Below are 19,232 nucleotides of genomic sequence, written 5' to 3' on the forward strand. Positions count from 1 at the left end.
TTGGAGGAGAGCCCATGAGGACCACCACCGGCTGGCGGGCCCACGACGCGACCACGGTGCGCGCCGCCCCGATCCCCCGCCGCGACCTGCGCCGTGACGACATCGCGGTGCGCGTGGACCACTGCGGTGTCTGCCACACCGACCTGCACTCCCTGCGCGCCCACGACGGCGGGACCGTGCTGGTGCCCGGCCACGAGTTCACCGGCGTGGTCACCGAGACCGGCCAGGACGTGACCGCCTTCCGCGTCGGCGACCCGGTCGCGGTCGGCAACATCGTCGACTCGTGCGGCACGTGCCCGATGTGCCTGGCGGGACAGGAGAACTTCTGCCGCGAGTTCCCCACGCTGACCTACGGCGGCACGGACCGGCACGACGGTTCGACGACGCTGGGCGGTTTCTCCCGCGAGTACGTCGTGCGCGAGAGCTTCGCCCATCCTCTGCCGCCCGGCCTGGACCCGGCCGCCGCCGCGCCGCTGCTGTGCGCGGGGATCACGGTGTGGGAATCGTTGCGCGCCTTGGGAGTCGGCCCCGGCACGCGGGTCGCGGTGAGCGGCCTGGGCGGCCTCGGCCACCTCGCCGTGAAGTTCGCGGCAGCCCTGGGCGCGGAGGTCGCGGTGGTGACCCGCTCGGCCGACCGCGCGACCGACGCCACCCGCCTCGGCGCGCACGACGTGGTCGTCTCCACCGACCCCGGGCAGATGGCCGCGGCCCGCGACCGCTTCGACGTCGTCCTCGACACCATCCCGGTCGCCCACGACCTGAGCCCGTACCTCGGCCTGGTCGCCCTGGACGGCACGCTCAGCCAGGTCGGGCACCTCGGCCCGATCACGGTCGAGGCGCTGGACCTGCTGGTGGGCCGCAAGAAGCTCAGCTCCGCCGGCAGCGGAGGCCTGGCCGCCACCACCGCCATGCTGGAGTTCTGCGCCACCCACGGCATCACCGCCGACGTCGAGGTCCTGCCGTCGGCGCGGGTGAACGAGGCACTGGACCGGCTGGCGCGCGGGGACGTGCGGTACCGGTTCGTGCTGGACCTGTCCGACCTGTCCTGAACCGGAGCACCGCGGCGAGATCGCGTCCGCCGGGTGGTCAGAGGCCGCGCAGCAGCAGCTCCAGGGCGAAGTCGAACCGGTCGTGGCCCTCGCCGGCGCCGATCTTGTCGGCGTGCTCGACGGTGTGCGGGAAACGGCTCACCGGCAGCATCCGCAGCCGCGCCAGGGCCTCGGCGCGGTCGACGACGCGCGTGTCCCGGCCGCCGTCGGGGTGCCGGCGCAGCGACGCCTCGACGGTGTAGGCGCTGACGTACAGCAGTGCCGCGTCGATCGTCCACGCCGCCGCCTGCGGGTCCACGCCGCCGGCCAGCAGGATGCCGAGCATGCCCTCGGTGATGCGGAGCGTGTCGAGGTTCTTCGGCGCGGCCGACAACGCGGCCTGCGCGATGCCGGGGTAGCGCAGGAACTCGTCGCGCAGCTGCCCGCAGACGTCGGCGAACTGGGCCCGCCACCGCTCGGCGTCCGGTGCGGGCAGCGCGACCCGCTTGCCCAGCGCGCCGATGAGCAGGTCGTCGAGCTCGGCCTTGTTGCGCACGTGCGCGTAGAGCGAGGCCGGACCGGTGTCGAGGGCGGCGGCGACCCGGCGCATCGTCAACGAGGCGTAGCCGTCGGTCTCCACGATCCGCAGGGCCGTGTCGACGATGCGGCCGACCGTGATCGGTTCCTTGCGCGCCGCGGGCTGCTCGTCCAGTGCCGCGATCTGCGCCGCCCACTCGTCGCGTGCCGAGGCGCTCTTCCGGTTCATGGCACTCAGCCTACAGTTGACACGAACATCGTTCGTAAGTAGAACGATGTTCGTGTCAACCTCCACCGCGCAGCCCCGCCTGCGCTCCCCCGGTTCCCTGCGGGAGGCGTGGATCGCCCTCGCCGGGCTGTCCGCCGTCTTCCTGTTCGAGATGCTCGACGGCTCGATCCTCACCGTCGCGTTGCCCACGATCGGCCGCGACCTGCACGCCTCGACGACCGCGCTGCAGTGGGTGTCGAACTCCTACGCCGTCGTGTTCGGCGGGCTGATGCTCGTGTTCGGTGCCGTGGCCGACCGGGTCGGGCGGCGCCGCGTGATGCTCGCCGGGCTCGTCCTGCTCGGTGCCGCGAGCCTCGCGACGCTCTTCGTCACGTCCGTGGGCGAGCTGGTCGCGGTGCGGTCGGTCATGGGCGTCGCGGCCGCGATGACCACACCCGGTTCGATCGCGCTGGCCTTCCGGCTGTTCCGCGCCGACGACCTGCGCGTCCGCGCGATGACGCTGATCTCCACGGTCGGTCTCGTCGGCCTGGCCATCGGCCCGCCGCTCGGCGGCGCCCTGCTGACCGTGGCGCCGTGGCAGGCGCTGCTGCTGGTCAACGTCCCGATCTCGGTGCTGGCGTTCGCCGGCATCGGCCGCGGCGTCGAGGCCGACACCGCGGCCGAGCTGCACCGCGACCCGGCGGACCTCCTCGGCGGCGTGCTCGGCACCGCGACCATCGTGCTCGCCCTGGTCGTGCCGACGTTCTTCGTCGAACGGGGCGCCTCGTCGTGGCTGCCGTGGACCGCCTCCGCCGCAACGGTCGTGGCAGCGGTTCTGTACGTCGTCCGCGCGCGCACGGCCAGCCATCCGTTGCTGGACCTCAAGCTCGTCGCACGGCCGCTGGTCGCCAGCGGTCTCGCGCACAAGGCGGCGACCGGGCTGGCGGCGGCCGGTCTCACCTACCTCGTGACGTTGCAGCTGCAGCTCGACTGGGGCTGGTCTCCCGCGCTCGCGGCGGCCGGGATGCTGCCGCAGGTCGTCGTGCTGATCGCCGGTGGCCCGCTGGTCACCCGGTTCGTGCGCGCGGTGGGCCTGGACCGGGCGGCGTGGCTCGGCGGGAGCTGCGTCGTGACGGGCCTCGCGGTGTACGCGCTGCTCGGGCGACTCGGCTACGCGCCGGTCGCGGCCGCTCTCGTGCTCGTCGCCATCGGCATCCGCGTGGTCGGCGCGGTCGCGGGCGTGAACGTGCTGAAGGGCCTGCCGGAGAACCGGACCTCGATCGGTGCGGCGCTCGTCGACACCGCCTCGCAGGTCACCGCCGCCGCTGGGGTCGCCGTCAGCGGCACGGTGCTCGCGGTGCTGTTCGCGGGCGGCATCGCCCAGCCGGGGTGGAGTGCCGCGCAGACCGTGCAGTTCGAGCGGGCCGTCACGATCGGCGGTCTCGCGCTCACCGCCCTGTCGGCCGCCCTCGTCGGCTGGGGCTTCGTGCGCGCCCGGCGGGTGTGAACGGCGGACGTGAGCGGCGCTCGAGCCGGCCCCGAGAGCATGAGAGCGCTCTGGTCTCGGACGAGAGGGTGCACGCCGATGCTCAGCCCTGCCAAGCCCAGCACCACCGCCTCCCCCACCGCTCCCAGGGCGCGCTTCGCCCGCCCCGCGGCTCTCGTGGCAGCGGTCGTGGCCACCTCGGTCGCACTGGCGCTCGTCGCCCACGCCGTCTACACCCGCGACCCGTACTGGGGCCTGCGCTGGACGGTGGACCTCAAGGTGTACCTGGCCAGCGGGCAGGCGGTGCGCGACGGCCGGTCGCTCTACGACCTGGTGGTGCTGTCGCCGCTGTACGGGCCGATGTCCTACACCTACCCTCCGCTGGCCGCCGCCGCGATCTTCGCGCCGCTGTCGTTCCTGCCGGCCGGAGCGGCGGGCCTGCTGTGGAACACCGCGTCGCTGGCCGCGCTGGGCGCGGTGGTGTGGCTGACGGTGCGGATCGCGGGGGTCCGGCGGCACCGCGGCCTGCTCGTGGTCGCCGGTCTGGTCCTGGTGTCGTTGCTGCTGCCGGTGCGCGTGCAGCTGATCGCCGGGCAGATCAACGCATTCCTGCTCCTGCTGGTGCTGCTGGACTTCCGCCCCGGCGCGGGGCGGTGGCGGGGTGTCGGCATCGGCATCGCGGCCGGGCTGAAGATCACGCCGTTGCTGTTCATCGGCTACCTGCTGGTGACCCGGCAGTGGGCGGCGGCCCGCACTGCGGCGCTGGCGTTCCTGGGCACGGTCGCGGCCGGTTTCCTCGTCGCACCGGGTGACTCGGCCCGGTACTGGGGTGGGCTGGTGCTGGAGTCGTCGCGGGTGGCCGACGTGTACGTGACGCCGAACCAGTCGTTGCCGGGCGCGCTGGCCAGGGCGCTGGGCACGGTGGGGTTCGACCGGTCGTGGTTGCCCGTGCTGGCGCTGGTGGCGGTCTGCGGCCTGGCGGTGGCCCGGTCCGCGCACCGCCGGGGGTCGGACTTCCTGGGGTTCTCGGCCGCGGCGGTCACCAGCCTGCTCGTGTCACCGGTGAGCTGGGAGCACCACTGGGTCTGGGTGGTGCCGCTGCTGGTGTGGCTGGCGGCCCACGCGCACCTGCGGCGGTCGCCGGGCCTGGCGGTGCTCACCGCCGTGGTGTTCGTGGTGTTCGCCGTGCGGTGGTTCGCGCTGCTCGACGTGCCGGAGGTGCCGCCGCTGTCCGGCGGGCTGACGGTGTGGCAGCAGCTCGCGGCGGGGCTGTGGCCGCTGACCGGTCTGCTGCTCCTGCCGGTCGTGCTGGCCGCGGCCCGCGCACCGGCGCTGAGCAGCACACCTGCCGCGCAGGCGGTATAACGTCCACCCCGGACTCATCAGTACACAGCAGTGACGGCGGTCACAGGTCGGGGACGCTCGGGGCCGGAGCGGACAAGTACCAGCGTGACCAAGCCCAAGGAGCGCGCCGTGGACGGCAGCAGGCCGGACCTCGACGGTGAGGACCCGGCCGCCGCGTTCACCGCGCTCTTCGACACCCATGCCCCTGCCCTGCGCGGCTACCTGGCGGGCCGCGTCGGGCTCGACACCGCCGACGACCTGGTCGCGGAGACGTTCCTCGTGGCCCTGCGCAGGCGCGGCGCCTACGACCCGGCCCAGGCGCCGGTGCGCGGCTGGTTGTACGGCATCGCGACGAACCTGCTGCGCAACCACGTGCGCACGGAGCTGCGCGGTTACCGGGCGACCGAACGGCTGCACACCGAGACCGAGCACTCCCACGACGCACAGGTCGCCGCCAGGGTGGACGCCCAGCGCCAGCTCGCGCGGGCGTTGCCGAGGCTGTCGGTGCAGGAGCGGGACCTGCTGCTGCTGACGTCCTGGGCCGGGCTGGACCCGTCCGAGGTCGCGACCGCGCTGAACCTGCCTGCCAGCACGGTCCGCTCACGCCTGCACCGCGTGCGCACGAAACTGCAGGCACTGCTCACAGGGGAGTCGTCATGACCGAGTTGGACGAAGCACTGGACCTGCTGCACCGGGCTGACCGCACGAGCACCCGCCCGCTCGACGCCGTGCGCGCCAGGGTCGTCGAAGCCGCGGCCACGGGCACCGTGGTTCCGCTGCGCCGCCGCAAGCTGCTACCGGTGACCGTCGCCGCGGCCGCCGTGGCACTCGTCGCCGCGGGGGTGGTCGTGGTCCGCGACACCGACGCACCGTCCCAGGCACCGCCTGCCGCCGCGCCCCCGGTGTCCGCGTCGCCGAGCCCCACCGAACAGCAGGTGGCGCTGCTGTCCGCGGCCGAGCTGCTCGACGACGCGGCGGGCAAGATCACGCCGGTCGACCAGCCGGTCGGGCCCGGCCAGTACCGCCTCATCACCGAGCACGGCACGTACGCGCGCGGCATGATGTTCGGGTCCTCCGTGGACAATCCCCAGCCGATGAGGGGCGCCACCTACGCGGTCGAGCTGACCTACCAGACGTGGATCCCCGCGGACGTCACGCAGGAGTGGGTCAACCGCCGCACCCAGAACGGTGAGGCGAAGTGGCTGGGCGGCAACGTCCCGCAGTCCGAGGCGCCTTACACCAACCAGGACACCGACACCGGCGAGCGCCGCGGCAAGTGCGGTGACTTCTTCCCGAAGTCCCAGCCGCGCAAGGTGTGCGGCGACCCGACCGACTGGGACTCGCCCGCGTTCTACGCCGCGCTGCCGCGTGACCCGGCGGCGCTGTACGAGTGGCTGCGCAGCACCACGAGCCAGCGCGGTTCGACGCCCGCGGCCATGTTCGCCAAGGCCACCGAGATCCTCCGCGCCGGCTTGATGCCCGCGGACCTGCGCGCCGGCTGGTACCGCGCCATCGCGAAGATCGACGGCGTCACGGTCTCCCCGCAGAAGGTGACCATGGACGGCCGCACCGGCGTCGGCATCACGCTGACGGACCGGCACGAGCGCGTCGAGCTCGTCATCTCCCCGGAGACGGGCGACTTCATCGGCGACCGCAGGCTCACCGGTCCCGGCAGCGAGTACACCTGGCTGCCCGAGGGCACGGTGCTGACCTCGACGGCGATCACGACGAAGGTCGTCGACAGCGTCGGCTGAGCCGGTGGCGCGGGAAGGCCGGTCGCGGTTTCCGCGGCCGGCCTCCGCCCGCGCCGGGCACGCGCACCGAACCGCCGTCTGGCAAGGTCAGGACCATGAGTGATCGGCAGGCCCGTGTGCTCCGCGCGTTCGAGACGTTCTTCGCCCCGGCGGCGGAGCCGTCCCCGTCCTGGGTGCTCGACCTGTTCCGCCGCACCGCCACCACCGTGCCCGCCTACCGGGACTTCCTGGCCGAGCACGGGATCGAGCCGGAGTCCGTGCAGGCGTTCGCGGACTTCCAGCGCCTGCCGCTGACGGAGAAGGCGAACTACCACCAGCGCCACCCGCTGCCCGACCTGTGCCGCGACGGCACCCTCGCGGCCTGCGACATGATCGCCGTCTCGTCCGGTTCCAGCGGCAAGCCGACGATCTGGCCGCGGTCTCTGGAGGACGAGCTGCACGTGGCCCGCCGCTTCGAGCAGGTGCTCGTCGACGGCTTCGGCGCGGACGAGCGCAGCACGCTGGCGGTCGTGTGCTTCCCGCTCGGCACGTGGGTCGGCGGCCTGTTCACGCAGGCGTGCGTGCGCCACCTGGCCGCGAAGGGCTGCCCCATCACGGTGGTGGCGCCGGGCAACAACAAGGCGGAGGTCCTGCGCGTCCTGCCTGAGCTCGCACCGCACTTCGAGCAGACCGTCCTGCTCGGCTACCCGCCGTTCGTCAAGGACGTGGTCGACTCCGGCACCGACTGGTCGTTCGACGTGAAGCTGGTGCTGGCCGGCGAGGTCTTCAGCGAACAGTGGCGCGACCTGGTCGCCACCAGGGCCGGCATCGCGGACCCGGTGCACGACATCGCCGCGCTCTACGGCACTGCCGACGCGGGCGTGCTCGGCACCGAGACCGCGCTGTCGGTGGGCATCCGCCGCTTCCTCGCCCACCGCCCCGACCTGGCGCGGCTGGTGTTCGGCGACCCGCGCCTGCCGACCCTGGTGCAGTACGACCCCGCCAGCCGCTTCTTCGAGGTCGTCGACGACACCCTCGTGTTCACCGCAGACGGCGGAATCCCGCTGGTGCGCTACCGCATCGGCGACGAGGGCGGCCTCCTCCCCCACGCCGAACTGCTCGCACTGTGCGCCGAACACGGCTTCACACCACCCGACGGCCCGCCGCTGCCGTTCGTCTACGTGTTCGGGCGCTCGCTGTTCACGGTGTCGTTCTTCGGGGCGAACGTGTACCCGGAGAACGTGACGGTGGGGCTGGAACAACCGGAGATCAGCGCGACGGTGACAGGGAAGTTCGTGATCGAGTCGGTGGAGGACGCGGACCGCGACCGGTCGCTGCGGATCACGGTGGAGGTCGCGCCGGGCGCCACCGCCGACGCACCCGCGATCGCGCAGTCGGTGCGGGCGCAGCTGCTGCGGCTCAACAGCGAGTTCGCGAACTACGTGCCGGTGGAGCGGCAGCTGCCGGAGGTGGTGCTGCGACCGGCCGGGGACCCGGAGTACTTCCCGGTGGGGGTGAAGCACCGCTACACACGCCCCTCATAGCCTGCTCCGCACCTCGGCGAGATCCTGCAGGCACATGGTGTGCACAGAACCGGAGTCGTACTCGGGACACAGGGCGACCGCCCTCTGGAGCACCTCGACCGCTTCCTGGAGACGTCCCGCGTCTCGGTACGCACGACCGAGCAGACTGAGCTTGTAGGCCTGGGCAAGGGGATGCCGCACGCGGCCTTGCGCCCGAACCAGGCTCAGAGCGCTTTCATGGCACTGGATCGCCTCTTCCAGGCGACCCAGCCCCCGGCAAGCCTCACCGCGGTTGCTCAGGAGGTTGTCCTCGTAGTGGTCGATCTGCTCCAAAGCAGCCCGCTCCTGCTGCTCGCACCACTCCAGCGACTCGTTCCACCTGCCCAGCTCACCGCTCGTGCCGGCGAGGTTCCCCAGCAGGGTGGGCAACCAACCCGCGTAGCCGATGTCCCGGGCCACCTCCAGTCCTTGCAGCAAGAGCTCACGAGCACGTTCGAGCCGACCTGCTTGTCTCAACGGGAAACAGATGTTGTTGAGGGTGACGCACTCCCCGTGCCGGTCCCCGTGCGCACGCCGCAGGTCCAGGGCCCGGCTGTGACAGGCGAAGGACTCCTCGTGCTGCTGTTTCTGGGCGAACAGAATTCCCAGGCTGTTCAGGACCTCGGCCTCGGCCCAGGTGTCACCCAGGAGCGTGGCGGCGTCCAACCCGATGTGGGTGGCGGTGTGCCATTCCTCCCAGCGGTGTGTGTTCATGTAGTAGCGCGTCAGCAAGGCCGGCAGCTGCCAAGCCGGCCCGTTCACGCCGCTGTCGTGTGCGCGTCGTGTGACCGCGACCAGGTTCGCGTGCTCGTCTGCGATCCACGCCAGCGCCTCCTCCCTGGAGCGGAACCTCGACGGCACGACCCTTGCCGGCAACGGATCCGGTGTGAGAAGTCGGTAGTGCGGGTCCAGCACCCGTTGTGTGTTCGCGACGGTGTGCACGTACCAGCCGGCCACGCGCGCAAACGCTTCACGTTGCTCGGCAACGGTTTCGTCCCGGCGCGCACACTCGGCCGCGTAGAGCCGCACGAGGTCGTGGAACCGGTAACGCCGACCGTGCGCCTCCAGCAGGTGCGCTCCGACCAGCCGTTGCAACGACCGCCGAGCCTCACCGCCGACGAGTGCGTCAACGGCGGCGGCACTGATGTCCGGTCCTGGGTGCAAGCCGAGCAAACGGAAGGTCCGCGCGTCCTCTGCGGACAACGCGCGGTACGACGAAGCGAAGACGGCCCGCACCGCGCTGGGGTCCGGCGACAACGCCTCGAGCCGTGACTGCTCGTCCGCCAGCTCCGCGACGAGGTCCGGCAGTGGCACGTTCGAGGCGGCGGCCCGTTCCGCGATGATCCGCAACGCCAGCGGCAGCCGCCCGCACAGCTCGGCGAGGTTCTCGAGCGCCGCCACCGGCATGTCGTGCAGCTCGGCGGCCAGGAGCTCGACCGCCTCGCCGAGCGGCAGCACGTCCACGGTGACGCGGTGGGCTCCCTCGCGTGCCACGAGGCTCGACAACGCGCTGCGGCTCGTCACCACGACGCGGCAGAGGTTGCTCCCGGGCAACAGCGGACGCACCTGGTCCGCGGTCGCCGCGTTGTCGAGCACGATCAGGACCCGGCGGTCGGCGAGCAGCGACCGGTACAACCGCTGGCGGGCTTCGAGGTCGATCGGGATGTGCGCGTCGGGCACGTTGAGGGCGCGCAGGAAGCCTTCGAGCACCAGCCCCGGTTCCGCGGACGGTTCGACGGGGTCGTACCCCCGCAGGTTCGTGTACAGCTGGCCGTCCGGGAAGCGGTCCTGGACCCGGTGCGCCCAGTGCACCGCGAGCGCTGTCTTGCCCACCCCTCCCGCTCCGGCGAGCGCGGAGATGACCAGCGCACGCCCGTCGGCCTCCAACAGCCGGTCGAGCCGGTCGAGGTGTTCCGCGCGGCCTGCGAATCCCCGCACGTCGCACGGCAGTTCCCGCGGTACCGGCAACGCGGGCGACGAGCCGTGCACGTGCACGTTCCCGGCCTGCACCACGGTCCTGACGTCGCCGTGCACCGTGTTGTGCGTCAAGTTGTCCGGCTTCTCGGCCATCCGAGAACCATACGCACCCGAACAATCGGCCGGTCGACGTGGCCGCGTGGCCTCAACCCGTGCTCAGCTTCACCGCGGCTGTGGTCGGGGTGGCGACGATCCGCGACCGGTACGCCAGCACGCTCAACGCCACAGCCGCCAGCGCCACATAACCGTCAACCTCGTGCACAGGAATCATGAACACCGCGGTGACGATGACGAACATCGGCCAATGACCGCGCAGCACGAGCAACAACAACACAGGCACGCACCACACCCAGTGGTGCAGCCACGAGACCGGGGACGCCAACAGGCCGGCGGCCGCGATGACGAACAACGCGACGACGTCGTCATCGGAGCGCCACGCCACGAACGCCGCCGCGGCCACGGCGACGACTGACAGCACCACCCACAGCAGCGACCGGGTGCCGGGCTCCAGGCCGAGGCCGCGCAGCAGCCCCTGGATCGACTGGTTCGTCTGCAGCGCGACGCCGCTGATCCGTTCGGGGTTCACCATCGCGTGGAACCAGAACTGCACCGAGTCGCGCGGCGCCACCAGGAAGCCCACCACGGCCAGGCCGGTGGAGGTGGCGGCGGAGGTCAGCGCGGCCCGCCAGTCGCGGCGGACGAGGAAGTACAGCACGAAGATCAGCGGTGTCAGCTTGACCGCCGCCGCCACGCCGACCAGCGCGCCGCGGAAGCGACGGTCCGTGACCGCCAGGCAGTCGACCACGACCAGGCCCAGCAGCAGGAGGTTGATCTGGCCGTAGCCGAACGTCGACTCCACCGGGTCCAGCGCCAGCGCGGCGATCGGCGCGACCGGGCCGAGCGTCCACCGCAGGCCGGGCCGCACCCGGCCCGCCACGGTGACGCACACGGCGGTCAAAGCGACGAAGCCCGCGGTCAGCAGAAGCGGGTTCAGCGCCCACCCCGGAACAAAGCTCATCGCACTGAACGACACGGCCGCCAGCGGCGGGTAGGTGAATGGCAGCCCCGGGTCGAGTGGCGGGCCGGTGAACCCGGAGTAGAGCGGATTGCCCGTCAGCCAGGCGAGGCCGCCGAGCCGGTACACGTCGAGGTCGATCGGGTAGTGGCCGTGCCAGCGGATCAGCAGCCCGACCAGCGCCAACACCCACGCCAGACCCACCACCGGACGAATTCGGTGATTTTCTGCACGCTGGAGCAACCCATTGAACTCTGACACGTCTTTTCCCCGGTTCGAACAAAGAAGAACGATTACCCCGACGCTATCCGCGGAATGCGCGCACCACCTTGACGATTGACCGGCAGAACCTCCGGAAGAAATTCTCACCGAAGCGACGAGGACGCGAACGAGAACTGCCGGGTCGTGGCAACATGGCCCGGTGAGCTCGTTCGGGGACTTCCTGCGCTTCTACCGATCCCGCGTGCCGCTGACCCAGGAGGAGCTGGCGGACCGCACCGGGCTCAGCATGCGCGCGATCAGCGACATGGAACGCGGCCGGACGCTCACCCCGCAGTCACGCACGGTGCAGCTGCTCGTGAGCGGGCTCGGGCTGGCCGGGGACGAGGCCGCCGAGTTCGCGGCGCTCGCGCGGGCAGGGCGGGTGCCGGAGGCGGAGGTCCGGCCGGAGCCGCCCAGCGCGGTGCTGCCGGCGGCGAGCCTGCCGCCGGTGCTGCTGGAGCTGACCGGCCGGGAGGCCGAGCAACGGGCCGTGGACGGGTTCGCGCGCGAGGCGGAGTCGTCGGCGCTGGTGCAGATCGCGGTGCTGCACGGGCCGCCGGGCGCGGGCAAGACGGCGCTCGCGGTCGACGCGGCGCACCGGCTGGGCGCGCGGTTCCCGCACGGCGCGGTGTTCCTGGACCTGCGCGGGATGGACGCCGAGCCGTTGTCACCGGGGCGGGCCGCGCACCGGTTGCTGCGGTCGTTCAACGTCGACGAGCGGCAGATCCCCGCGGACCCCGAGGACCGGCTGTCGCTGTACCACTCGTTGTTGCGGGACCGGACGGTGCTGCTGGTGCTCGACAACGCCGCCGGCGAGGCCCAGGTGCGGCCGCTGATCGCGTCGAGCCCCGGCACGATGGTGCTCGTGACCAGCAGGAACACGCTTACCGGCCTGGACGCGCGGCACCGGCTCGCGGTGGACCTGCTGCCGCTGGAGCGGTCCGTCGCGCTGCTGCGCGCGGTGGCGGGCGACCGGGTGGACACCGAGCCCGAGGCGGCCCAGCGCGTGGCGGAGCTGTGCGGGGGCATGCCGCTGGCGCTGCTCATCGCGGGCAACCGGCTGGCCAGCAGGCCACAGTGGACGGTCGAGCACTTCGCGACGCAGCTGGCCGACGAACGGCGGCGGCTGTCGTTGCTCAAGGCGGGCGACCTGCAGGTGCGCACGGCGTTCGAGAACTCCTACCACCAGCTCAGCCCGGACGCGGCACGGCTCTTCCGCAGGCTGGCGCTGGTCCCGGGGCCGGACACGAGCGTGGAGCTGGCCGCGGTGGTGGCCGGCGAGGACGGCGGGCACGGCGCCGAGGAGGTGCTGGAGGAGCTGGCCGACGCGAGCCTGCTGGGGGTCAGCGAGACGCCCGGCCGCTACCGGCGGCACGACCTGCTGCGGGTGTTCGCCGCCGAACGGCTGGAGCTCGACGAGGACCCCGCCGTGGTGCGCGAGCTGAGCACCCGGCTGCGGCACTCGCTGCTCGACATCGCCACGACGGCCGCGCGCCACTTCGACCACGACGACCCGCCGGTGCGCTCGGAGTCGTTGCCCGACAAGGAGTCCGCGGGCCGGTGGCTGGTGATGGAGCTGGAGCACTGGCGCGGTGCGCTGCGGTCGGCGGCCCGGCTCGGCGAGCACGAGCGGGTGCTCGCGCTGGCGCAGGCGATGCACTGGTACTCGGACCTGCACGGGGTCGGCGAGCTGTGGCGTGAGGTGTTCCGGGCGGGAGCGGACGCGGCGCGCGCGTTGGGCACCCCGCGGGACACGGTGGAACAGTTGAACTACTTGGCGTGGGCGCAGTACGCGTTGTGCGGGCAGCCGCGGGAGGCGTTGGTGGCGCACGAGCAGGCGGCGGCGATCGAGGTCGACGACACGGTCACGCAGGCGTGGACGTGGTACTACGGCTCGGCGATCCTGCGGCGCAACGGGGAACCGCGGCGGGCGGTCGAGCTGGGGCGGCGCGCGCTCGCGTTGTTCGAGGAGGCCGGGTACCCGATCGGCGAGAACCTGGCGTTGTCGTTGCTGGGCCTCATGCTGCACGGCACCGGTGAGCTCGGCGAGGCGGTCGAGGTGCAGCGGCGCAGCGTCGAGCAGCACCGCGCGGCCGGCGGCGACGAGGAGCTGCTGGCGATGATGCTCATCCGGCTCGCGACCAGCCTGGCCGCCACGGGCGACGTGGACGGGGCGCTGGAGTTGCTGAACGAGGCGGAGTCGTTGTTCTCCAGGCACGGCACGACCGCCGGGGTCGCGCGGGTGCGGCACAACCGCGGTCTGGTGCTGATGGACGCGGGCCGGCTCGGCGAGGCGCGCGAGCAGCTGCTGTCGGCGCTGGACGAGGCCCGGCTGTCCGACCACCGGATCGAGGTCTTGGCGCGACTGGCGGAGCTCGCCGACGTGGCCGGTGACGCCGCGCAGGCGCGCGAGCTGCGGGTGCGGGCGCTGGCCGAATGCGACCGCTACGACACGCCCGCCGTGCGCGCGATGGCCGCCAAGTTGACCGCCGACCTGGCCTGAGCAGGGACACGGCCGGTCCGCCAGAGGAACAAGACCCGTCTTCGAGCCCGGGGATCGGGCCGCGGCGCGCGGTGAACAGGACCGCCGTCCCGCGATGTGGATCGCGCCCCGACGGCGGCGGCTGTGGAAGACCAGCCCAAACAACGTCCATTGTGGACTCCCAATGCATTTGGTTCGGATGCGTGGATTGTTCGGGTTGACGTGTCTCGATAAGGTCCGCCTATCACCCGTTGCACGGAGATAGGCGGAAAGCTTGATCGACGAGGAAGGCGCTCCTCGGCCGCCTTCGGACGCGGAGCTGATCGACGCCGTGCGCCGCGGTGCGGTCGAGGCCTACGGCCGGCTGTACGAACGGCACGTGCGCGCGGCGCTCAACCTCGCCCTGCAGCTCACCGGGTCGTCCGCCGACGCCGACGACCTGGTCTCGGACGCGTTCGCGAAGGTGCTCTCGGCACTGCGCACGGGTGGTGGCCCCGACGCGTCGTTCCGGCCCTACCTGCTCACGGCGGTGCGCCACACGGCCTACGACAAGACCCGGCGCGACAAGCGGCTGGAGCTGGCCGGTGACGTCGAGGAGGTGCCCGGCGCGACCCGCGTGACGAGCGTGCAGTTCAGCGACACGGCGGTGGCCTCGCTGAACCAGTCGCTGGCGGCCACGGCGTTCGAGTCGCTGCCGGAACGCTGGCAGACCGTGCTGTGGCACACCGCCATCGAGGGCCAGTCGCCCGGCGAGGTCGCGCCGATCCTGGGCCTGTCCGCCAACGGCGTCTCCGCGATGGCCCACCGCGCCCGCGAGGGCCTGCGCCGCGCCTACCTGCAGGCCCACGTGGCCCGCGACCCCGCGGAACGCTGCCGCGCGACCGTCGCCAAGCTCGGCGCCTGGACCCGCGGCGGCCTGTCCGCGCGCGAGTCGATGCAGCTCGACGCCCACCTCGACCGCTGCGCCGAGTGCCGCGCGATCGCCGGTGAGCTGGCCGACGTCAACGCCGCCCTGCGCTCCGTCGTCGCACCCCTGGTCCTCGGCGGTGCCGCCGCCGGTTACCTCGGCTTCAGCAAGGCGAGCGCACTGGCCTCCGCGGGCGTCTCCTCGTGGTTCACCGTGGCCGCCGCCTCGACCGCCGCCGTCGTCATCGTCGTCACCGCCGGCGTCAGCGCCCCGCTCAACCCGCCGAGGGCCGACACCACCGCTCCCCCGGCCGCCTCGTTCACGTCGACCGCGCCCACCACCGGCCTGACCACCTCGGGTTCGGTCGTGACCACCACGTCCGGCACCGCCGCAACCGAAACCGCGACCTCCGGCGCGGCCCAGACCTCCGGTGCCGCGAACGCACCCGTCCCCGGCGCCCCCACCACGACCACCGGCCAGGACACGTCGAACGGCGAGCCGTCGCTGGTGATGGGCTCGCCCCCGGACGTCGGCATGACCACGAACGGCCCGCCCACCCCGGTGGAGATCTCCCTGAGCAACGTCGGCTCCGGCACCGCACCCCCGTCCACGCTGACGCTGACGCTGCCCGCCGAGCTCAAGACCGTCGGGGCGGGCTCCACGGGCGCGGGCGAGGTCGGCTGCCCGGCCGGCAAGGGGCAGGTGACGTGCTCGGCGGGCGAACTGGCCGCCAACGAGTCGGTGCGGTTCGTGCTGCGGTTGCAGGCGGGGCCCAAGGCGAGCAGCGGGGTCATCAAGGGGGTCACGAACACCGGGCTGCGGGTGCAGATCCGGGTGACGATCACGCCGAAGTAGCCGCACCCGGTTCGCCGGCAAGACCGACGCCCGGGCACCCGGCCGATCCGCAAAAGGGTGACGCGGTCGTCGTTGTCGAACAGGTCGGGATTGGTCTCGATCACGGGGTGCGACGGAAATCCGACGGTGAGCGGATACCCGTTGCGGCCCGCGTGCCGCCGCCGGAACCGCACCATTTCCGGCGTGAACAAACGCGCCGGCAGCCGGTGGCCGCCATGGCGGACCCGCGCGGAGCAGCGGGTCGCGCCCCGGTAAAGCGCGCGCAGGACGATGTCGTTGCCCAGACCCGAATGCGCAACGCGGCATTCGAGCCCGATTAGCCGCGCCCGCCGATGTCATTGAACTGTCCGGTTTCCGACATGAGCGCGCCGCACCGCCGCCGGATTCCGCCGGAGCCCTAGGATGACGTCATGACGGAGACGGCGAAAAGACGACCCGGGCCTCGCATCGAGGAGGTCGCGCGGGTCGCCGGGGTGTCGAAGTCGACCGTCTCCCGGGTCATCAACGGCGAGCCGTACGTCAGCACGAAGGCGCGCGAGGCCGTGCACGCCGCCATCGCGCAGCTCGGCTACTCCCCCAACCAGGCCGCCCGCGCGCTGGCCGGCAACCGGGCGAACGCCATCGCGCTCGTCGTGTCGGAGCCGACCGGGCGGGTGCTGAGCGACCCGTTCTTCGCGGGCGTGCTGCGCGGGGTGCACTCCGAACTGGCCGGGCGGCACGTGCAGCTGCTGCTGATGATGAGCCAGCCGTCGGACACCGACGACCTGGTCGCCTACCTCGCGAGCGGGCACGCCGACGGTGCGCTGCTGGTCAGCCTGCACGGCGAGGACCCGCTGGTGCCGATGCTGCACGAGATGGGCATGCCGGTCGTGGTCGGCGGGCGGCCGCTGGGCAACACCAGCGTGCCGTTCGTGGACGCCGACAACTTCACCGGTGGCCTGGAGGCCGCGCGGCACCTGGTCTCGTTGGGGCGCAAGCGGATCGGCACGGTCGCCGGCCCGAAGGACATGGCGGTGGGCGCGGACCGGCTGAGCGGGTTCCGGCGCGGGCTGAGCGAGGGCAAGATCGCCACGGACCTGGTGGCGCACGCGGACTTCACGCCGGAGAGCGGCGCGCGGGCCATGGCCGAGCTGCTGGAGCAGGCGCCCGACCTCGACGCCGTGTTCGTGGCGGCGGACATCATGGCGGTGGGGGCGTTGCAGACGCTGCACGCGCAGGGCAAGCGGGTGCCCGACGACGTGGCGGTGATCGGGTTCGACGACTCGGTGCTGGCCGCGACCTCGACGCCACCGCTCACCACGATCCGCCAGGACGTGGAGGAGCTCGGCCGCACCATGACGTGGCGGCTGCTCGCGGAGCTGGCCGGTGAGGACGGTCTGCCGCCGTCGCTGCTGCTCCCGACCTCGCTGGTGCGCCGCGCCACCGCCTGACGAACTGAGAGCACCCCCTCGTTCGCTTGACGCGCCACCCGGCTGCGGTAAAGACTCCTCACTGTTTCTGGGAGCGTTCCCAGAACGCCGCCGCCGCCAGAGGAAGTCGCCAAGTGAACAGACGAGCCGGCATCGACGAGGTCGCCCGGCTGGCCGGGGTGTCCAAGTCCACCGTGTCCCGCGTCCTCAACAGCGCACCGCACGTGAGCGAACGGGCGAAGGCTGCGGTCAAGCGCGCCGTCGTGCAGCTCGACTACACGCCGAACCAGGCCGCGCGGTCGCTGGCCGGGCACCGGGCCAACGCCATCGCGCTCGTGCTGTCCGAACCGAGCGGCCGGGTGCTGTCCGACCCGTTCTTCGCCGGCCTGATGCGCGGGGTCCACGCCGAACTGGCGGGCCGCACCCAGCTCGTGCTGATGATGAGCCAGCCCGGTGACGTGTCCGCCTACCTCACCGGCGGGCACGTGGACGGCGCGCTCGTGGTGAGCCTGCACGGCCACGACCCGCTGCTGTCGGTGTTGCAGGAGAACGGGTTGCCCGTCGTGGTCGGCGGCCGTCCGCTGTCGGGCGGCGCGGTGCCGTTCGTGGACTCGGACAACTTCACCGGCGCCCAGGAGGCGACCAAGCACCTCATCTCGTCGGGACGGCGGCGGATCGCGACCATCGCGGGCCCCGCGGACATGGCGGCGGGCCTCGACCGGCTGGCCGGGTGGCGCCGCGCCATGAGCGGGCGGGCCGCCGACCTGGTGGTGCACGGCGACTTCACGTCCGAGGGTGGTGCGGCCGCGATGGCGGCGCTGCTGGACCGGGACCCGGCGCTGGACGCCGTGTTCGTGGCCGCGGACATCATGGCCCTCGGCGCGCTGCAGGTGCTGCACGCCCGCGGCCGGTCGGTGCCCGGTGACGTGGCGGTGATCGGGTTCGACGACTCGGTGCCCGCCGTACCGCCGCTGTCGACCGTGCGGCAGGACGTGGAGAAGTTCGGGCGGATGCTGACGTGGCGCCTCCTCGCCGAGGTGGACGGCGAGGAGGGACTGCCGCCGTCGGTGCTGCTGCCTACCTCGCTGGTGCTGCGGACAAGCGCCTGACCAGGTCTGCGAACTCCGCCACGTGCTCACGGTGGGTGCGGTGGCTGAGCACGCACAACCGCAGCGCGAACCGGCCGTCGAGCCGGGTGCTGGACAGGAAGAACCGCCGCGAGTCGTTGATCGCCGTGAACAGCCGCTCGCTCGTCGGGTCGTCAGCGGCCCGGAACACGACGACGCTCAGCTCCGAGGGCAGGACTTCGAGGCCTTCGACGTCGGCGAGGGCGGTGCGGACCTCGGCGGCCAGGTCGAGCTTCTCGTCCAGCGCCTCACGGAACGCGGCCACGCCGTGCAGGTGCAGCGGGAGCCAGACGCGCAGGCCGCGGAACTCGCGGGTGAGCTCGGGCCCGAGGTCGGAGTAGTTCGGCACGCCGGTGTCGTGGTCGAGGTCCTGCAGGTAGTCGCCGTCGGCCACGTGGGCCGCGCGCAGCCGTGCCTCGTCCCGGACGAGCAGCACGCCGGTGCCGTAGGGCAGGAACAGGCTCTTGTGCGGGTCCCAGGCGATGGAGTCGGCGCGTTCGATGCCGCGCAAGGCCTCCCGGCCGCGCGTGGTCAGTTGGAAGGCGCCGCCGTACGCGCCGTCGACGTGGAACCACAGCCCCTCCTCGTGCGCGAGGGCGGCGATGGCGTCGAGCGGGTCGACGATGCCGGTGCTGGTGGCGCCCGCGGTGCCGACGACCAGGAACGGCTTCAGGCCCGCCCGGCGGTCCTCGGCGATCAGGGCGCGGGCCGCGTCGACGTCCATGCGCAGGCCGGGCACGACGCGGACGCGGTCAGCGGGGAAGCCCGTGATGCGCGCGGCTTTCGCGACGCAGTGGTGGGTGTGCGCGGTGACGTAGATCGTCCCGTCCGCGGTGGCGCCGCGGTCCTCGCGGGCGGTGTGGACGGCGGACAGGGTGGCGAGCGAGGCCCCGGTCGTGAACACACCGCTGGAGCCGGCGGGCAGGCCGAACTCGGTGCAGAACCAGCGGATGACGCTGTGTTCCAGCGCCACGAGCGCGGGCGCGGTGGAGGCGACGCCGGTGTAGCGGTTGGTGACCTGGGCCAGGAGCTCCGCCAGCGCCGAGCTGTAGAGGCCACCGGCCGGGAAGTAGGCGAGGAAGCGCGGGCCCGCGGTCTCCACGGACTGGCGTGCGGCCTCCCCGAACTGCGCCAGCAGGTCGGCCAGCTCGCCGGGGGCCTCCGCCGGCGGTGGGGGCAGCAGTGCCCGGCCCGGTGTGGAGGCGGGCGCGGCCTCCAGTCCCTCGACGAACTCGTCGACGAACGCGGTGACGGCCTTCATCCACTCGGCCCTGGTCTCGCGGTCCGGTTGCAGCATGAGC

14 protein-coding genes are annotated in these 19,232 nt (G+C 72.5%); 10 read left to right on the plus strand and 4 right to left on the minus strand.

Annotation, left to right across the window (positions count from 1 at the left end):
- Positions 1-14 precede the first annotated feature (14 nt).
- The gene (locus ACZ7CD_RS27125) at positions 15-1,049 is read left to right on the plus strand and encodes an NAD(P)-dependent alcohol dehydrogenase (RefSeq protein ID WP_470374879.1); all 1,035 of its coding nucleotides are present in this window, start codon (positions 15-17) and stop codon (positions 1,047-1,049) included.
- A gap of 37 nt (positions 1,050-1,086) precedes the next feature.
- Here the strand turns inward: ACZ7CD_RS27125 and ACZ7CD_RS27130 are convergent, their stop codons facing one another.
- Positions 1,087-1,794, minus strand: a complete 708-nt coding sequence (locus ACZ7CD_RS27130) for a TetR/AcrR family transcriptional regulator (protein ID WP_470374878.1) — start codon at positions 1,792-1,794, stop codon at positions 1,087-1,089.
- Between the two features lie 52 nt (positions 1,795-1,846).
- Here ACZ7CD_RS27130 and ACZ7CD_RS27135 point away from each other — a divergent pair, with 52 nt between their 5' ends.
- From ACZ7CD_RS27135 to ACZ7CD_RS27155, 5 genes are all read left to right on the plus strand, one after another.
- Positions 1,847-3,280: an MFS transporter gene (locus ACZ7CD_RS27135; RefSeq protein WP_470374877.1), complete on the plus strand. Its 1,434-nt coding sequence runs from the start codon at positions 1,847-1,849 to the stop codon at positions 3,278-3,280.
- A 78-nt stretch (positions 3,281-3,358) separates the two neighbouring features.
- Positions 3,359-4,624: a glycosyltransferase 87 family protein gene (locus ACZ7CD_RS27140; protein ID WP_470374876.1), complete on the plus strand. Its 1,266-nt coding sequence runs from the start codon at positions 3,359-3,361 to the stop codon at positions 4,622-4,624.
- 84 nt (positions 4,625-4,708) lie between these two features.
- On the plus strand, positions 4,709-5,263 hold the full coding sequence (locus tag ACZ7CD_RS27145) for an RNA polymerase sigma factor (RefSeq protein ID WP_470379979.1): 555 nt from the start codon (positions 4,709-4,711) through the stop codon (positions 5,261-5,263).
- Positions 5,260-6,357: a CU044_5270 family protein gene (locus ACZ7CD_RS27150; protein ID WP_470374874.1), complete on the plus strand. Its 1,098-nt coding sequence runs from the start codon at positions 5,260-5,262 to the stop codon at positions 6,355-6,357. The genes ACZ7CD_RS27145 and ACZ7CD_RS27150 overlap by 4 nt, the downstream gene beginning before the upstream one ends.
- Positions 6,358-6,452: 95 nt before the next feature.
- The gene (locus ACZ7CD_RS27155) at positions 6,453-7,880 is read left to right on the plus strand and encodes a phenylacetate--CoA ligase family protein (RefSeq protein WP_470374873.1); all 1,428 of its coding nucleotides are present in this window, start codon (positions 6,453-6,455) and stop codon (positions 7,878-7,880) included.
- Here ACZ7CD_RS27155 and ACZ7CD_RS27160 read toward each other — a convergent pair.
- Positions 7,875-9,968 carry an ATP-binding protein gene (locus ACZ7CD_RS27160; protein WP_470374872.1) on the minus strand — a complete coding sequence of 698 codons (2,094 nt, stop codon included), beginning with the start codon at positions 9,966-9,968 and terminating at the stop codon, positions 7,875-7,877. The two genes, ACZ7CD_RS27155 and ACZ7CD_RS27160, sit on opposite strands and share 6 nt — an antisense overlap.
- 52 nt (positions 9,969-10,020) lie before the next feature.
- Complete coding sequence (locus tag ACZ7CD_RS27165) at positions 10,021-11,094, minus strand: glycosyltransferase 87 family protein (RefSeq protein WP_470379980.1); 1,074 nt, start codon at positions 11,092-11,094, stop codon at positions 10,021-10,023.
- Positions 11,095-11,311: 217 nt separating this feature from the next.
- On the opposite strand from ACZ7CD_RS27165, the gene ACZ7CD_RS27170 reads away from it, so the two are divergent.
- From ACZ7CD_RS27170 to ACZ7CD_RS27185, 4 genes are all read left to right on the plus strand, one after another.
- On the plus strand, positions 11,312-13,654 hold the full coding sequence (locus ACZ7CD_RS27170; RefSeq protein ID WP_470379981.1) for an ATP-binding protein: 2,343 nt from the start codon (positions 11,312-11,314) through the stop codon (positions 13,652-13,654).
- Positions 13,655-13,907: 253 nt separating this feature from the next.
- Positions 13,908-15,395, plus strand: coding sequence for a sigma-70 family RNA polymerase sigma factor (locus ACZ7CD_RS27175; RefSeq protein WP_470379982.1), 1,488 nt, complete (start codon positions 13,908-13,910; stop codon positions 15,393-15,395).
- 410 nt (positions 15,396-15,805) lie between these two features.
- Positions 15,806-16,825 (plus strand): LacI family DNA-binding transcriptional regulator, encoded by a 1,020-nt coding sequence (locus ACZ7CD_RS27180; protein ID WP_360392889.1) that lies wholly within the window; start codon positions 15,806-15,808, stop codon positions 16,823-16,825.
- A 113-nt stretch (positions 16,826-16,938) separates the two neighbouring features.
- Positions 16,939-17,913 carry a LacI family DNA-binding transcriptional regulator gene (locus ACZ7CD_RS27185; protein WP_360392886.1) on the plus strand — a complete coding sequence of 325 codons (975 nt, stop codon included), beginning with the start codon at positions 16,939-16,941 and terminating at the stop codon, positions 17,911-17,913.
- Here the strand turns inward: ACZ7CD_RS27185 and ACZ7CD_RS27190 are convergent.
- Entirely contained in the window at positions 17,882-19,228 is a 1,347-nt protein-coding gene (locus tag ACZ7CD_RS27190) for a pyridoxal phosphate-dependent decarboxylase family protein (RefSeq protein ID WP_470379983.1), read from the minus strand. The two genes, ACZ7CD_RS27185 and ACZ7CD_RS27190, sit on opposite strands and share 32 nt — an antisense overlap.
- Positions 19,229-19,232 lie beyond the last annotated feature (4 nt).

The organism is Lentzea sp. NPDC036949 (assembly GCF_055608075.1).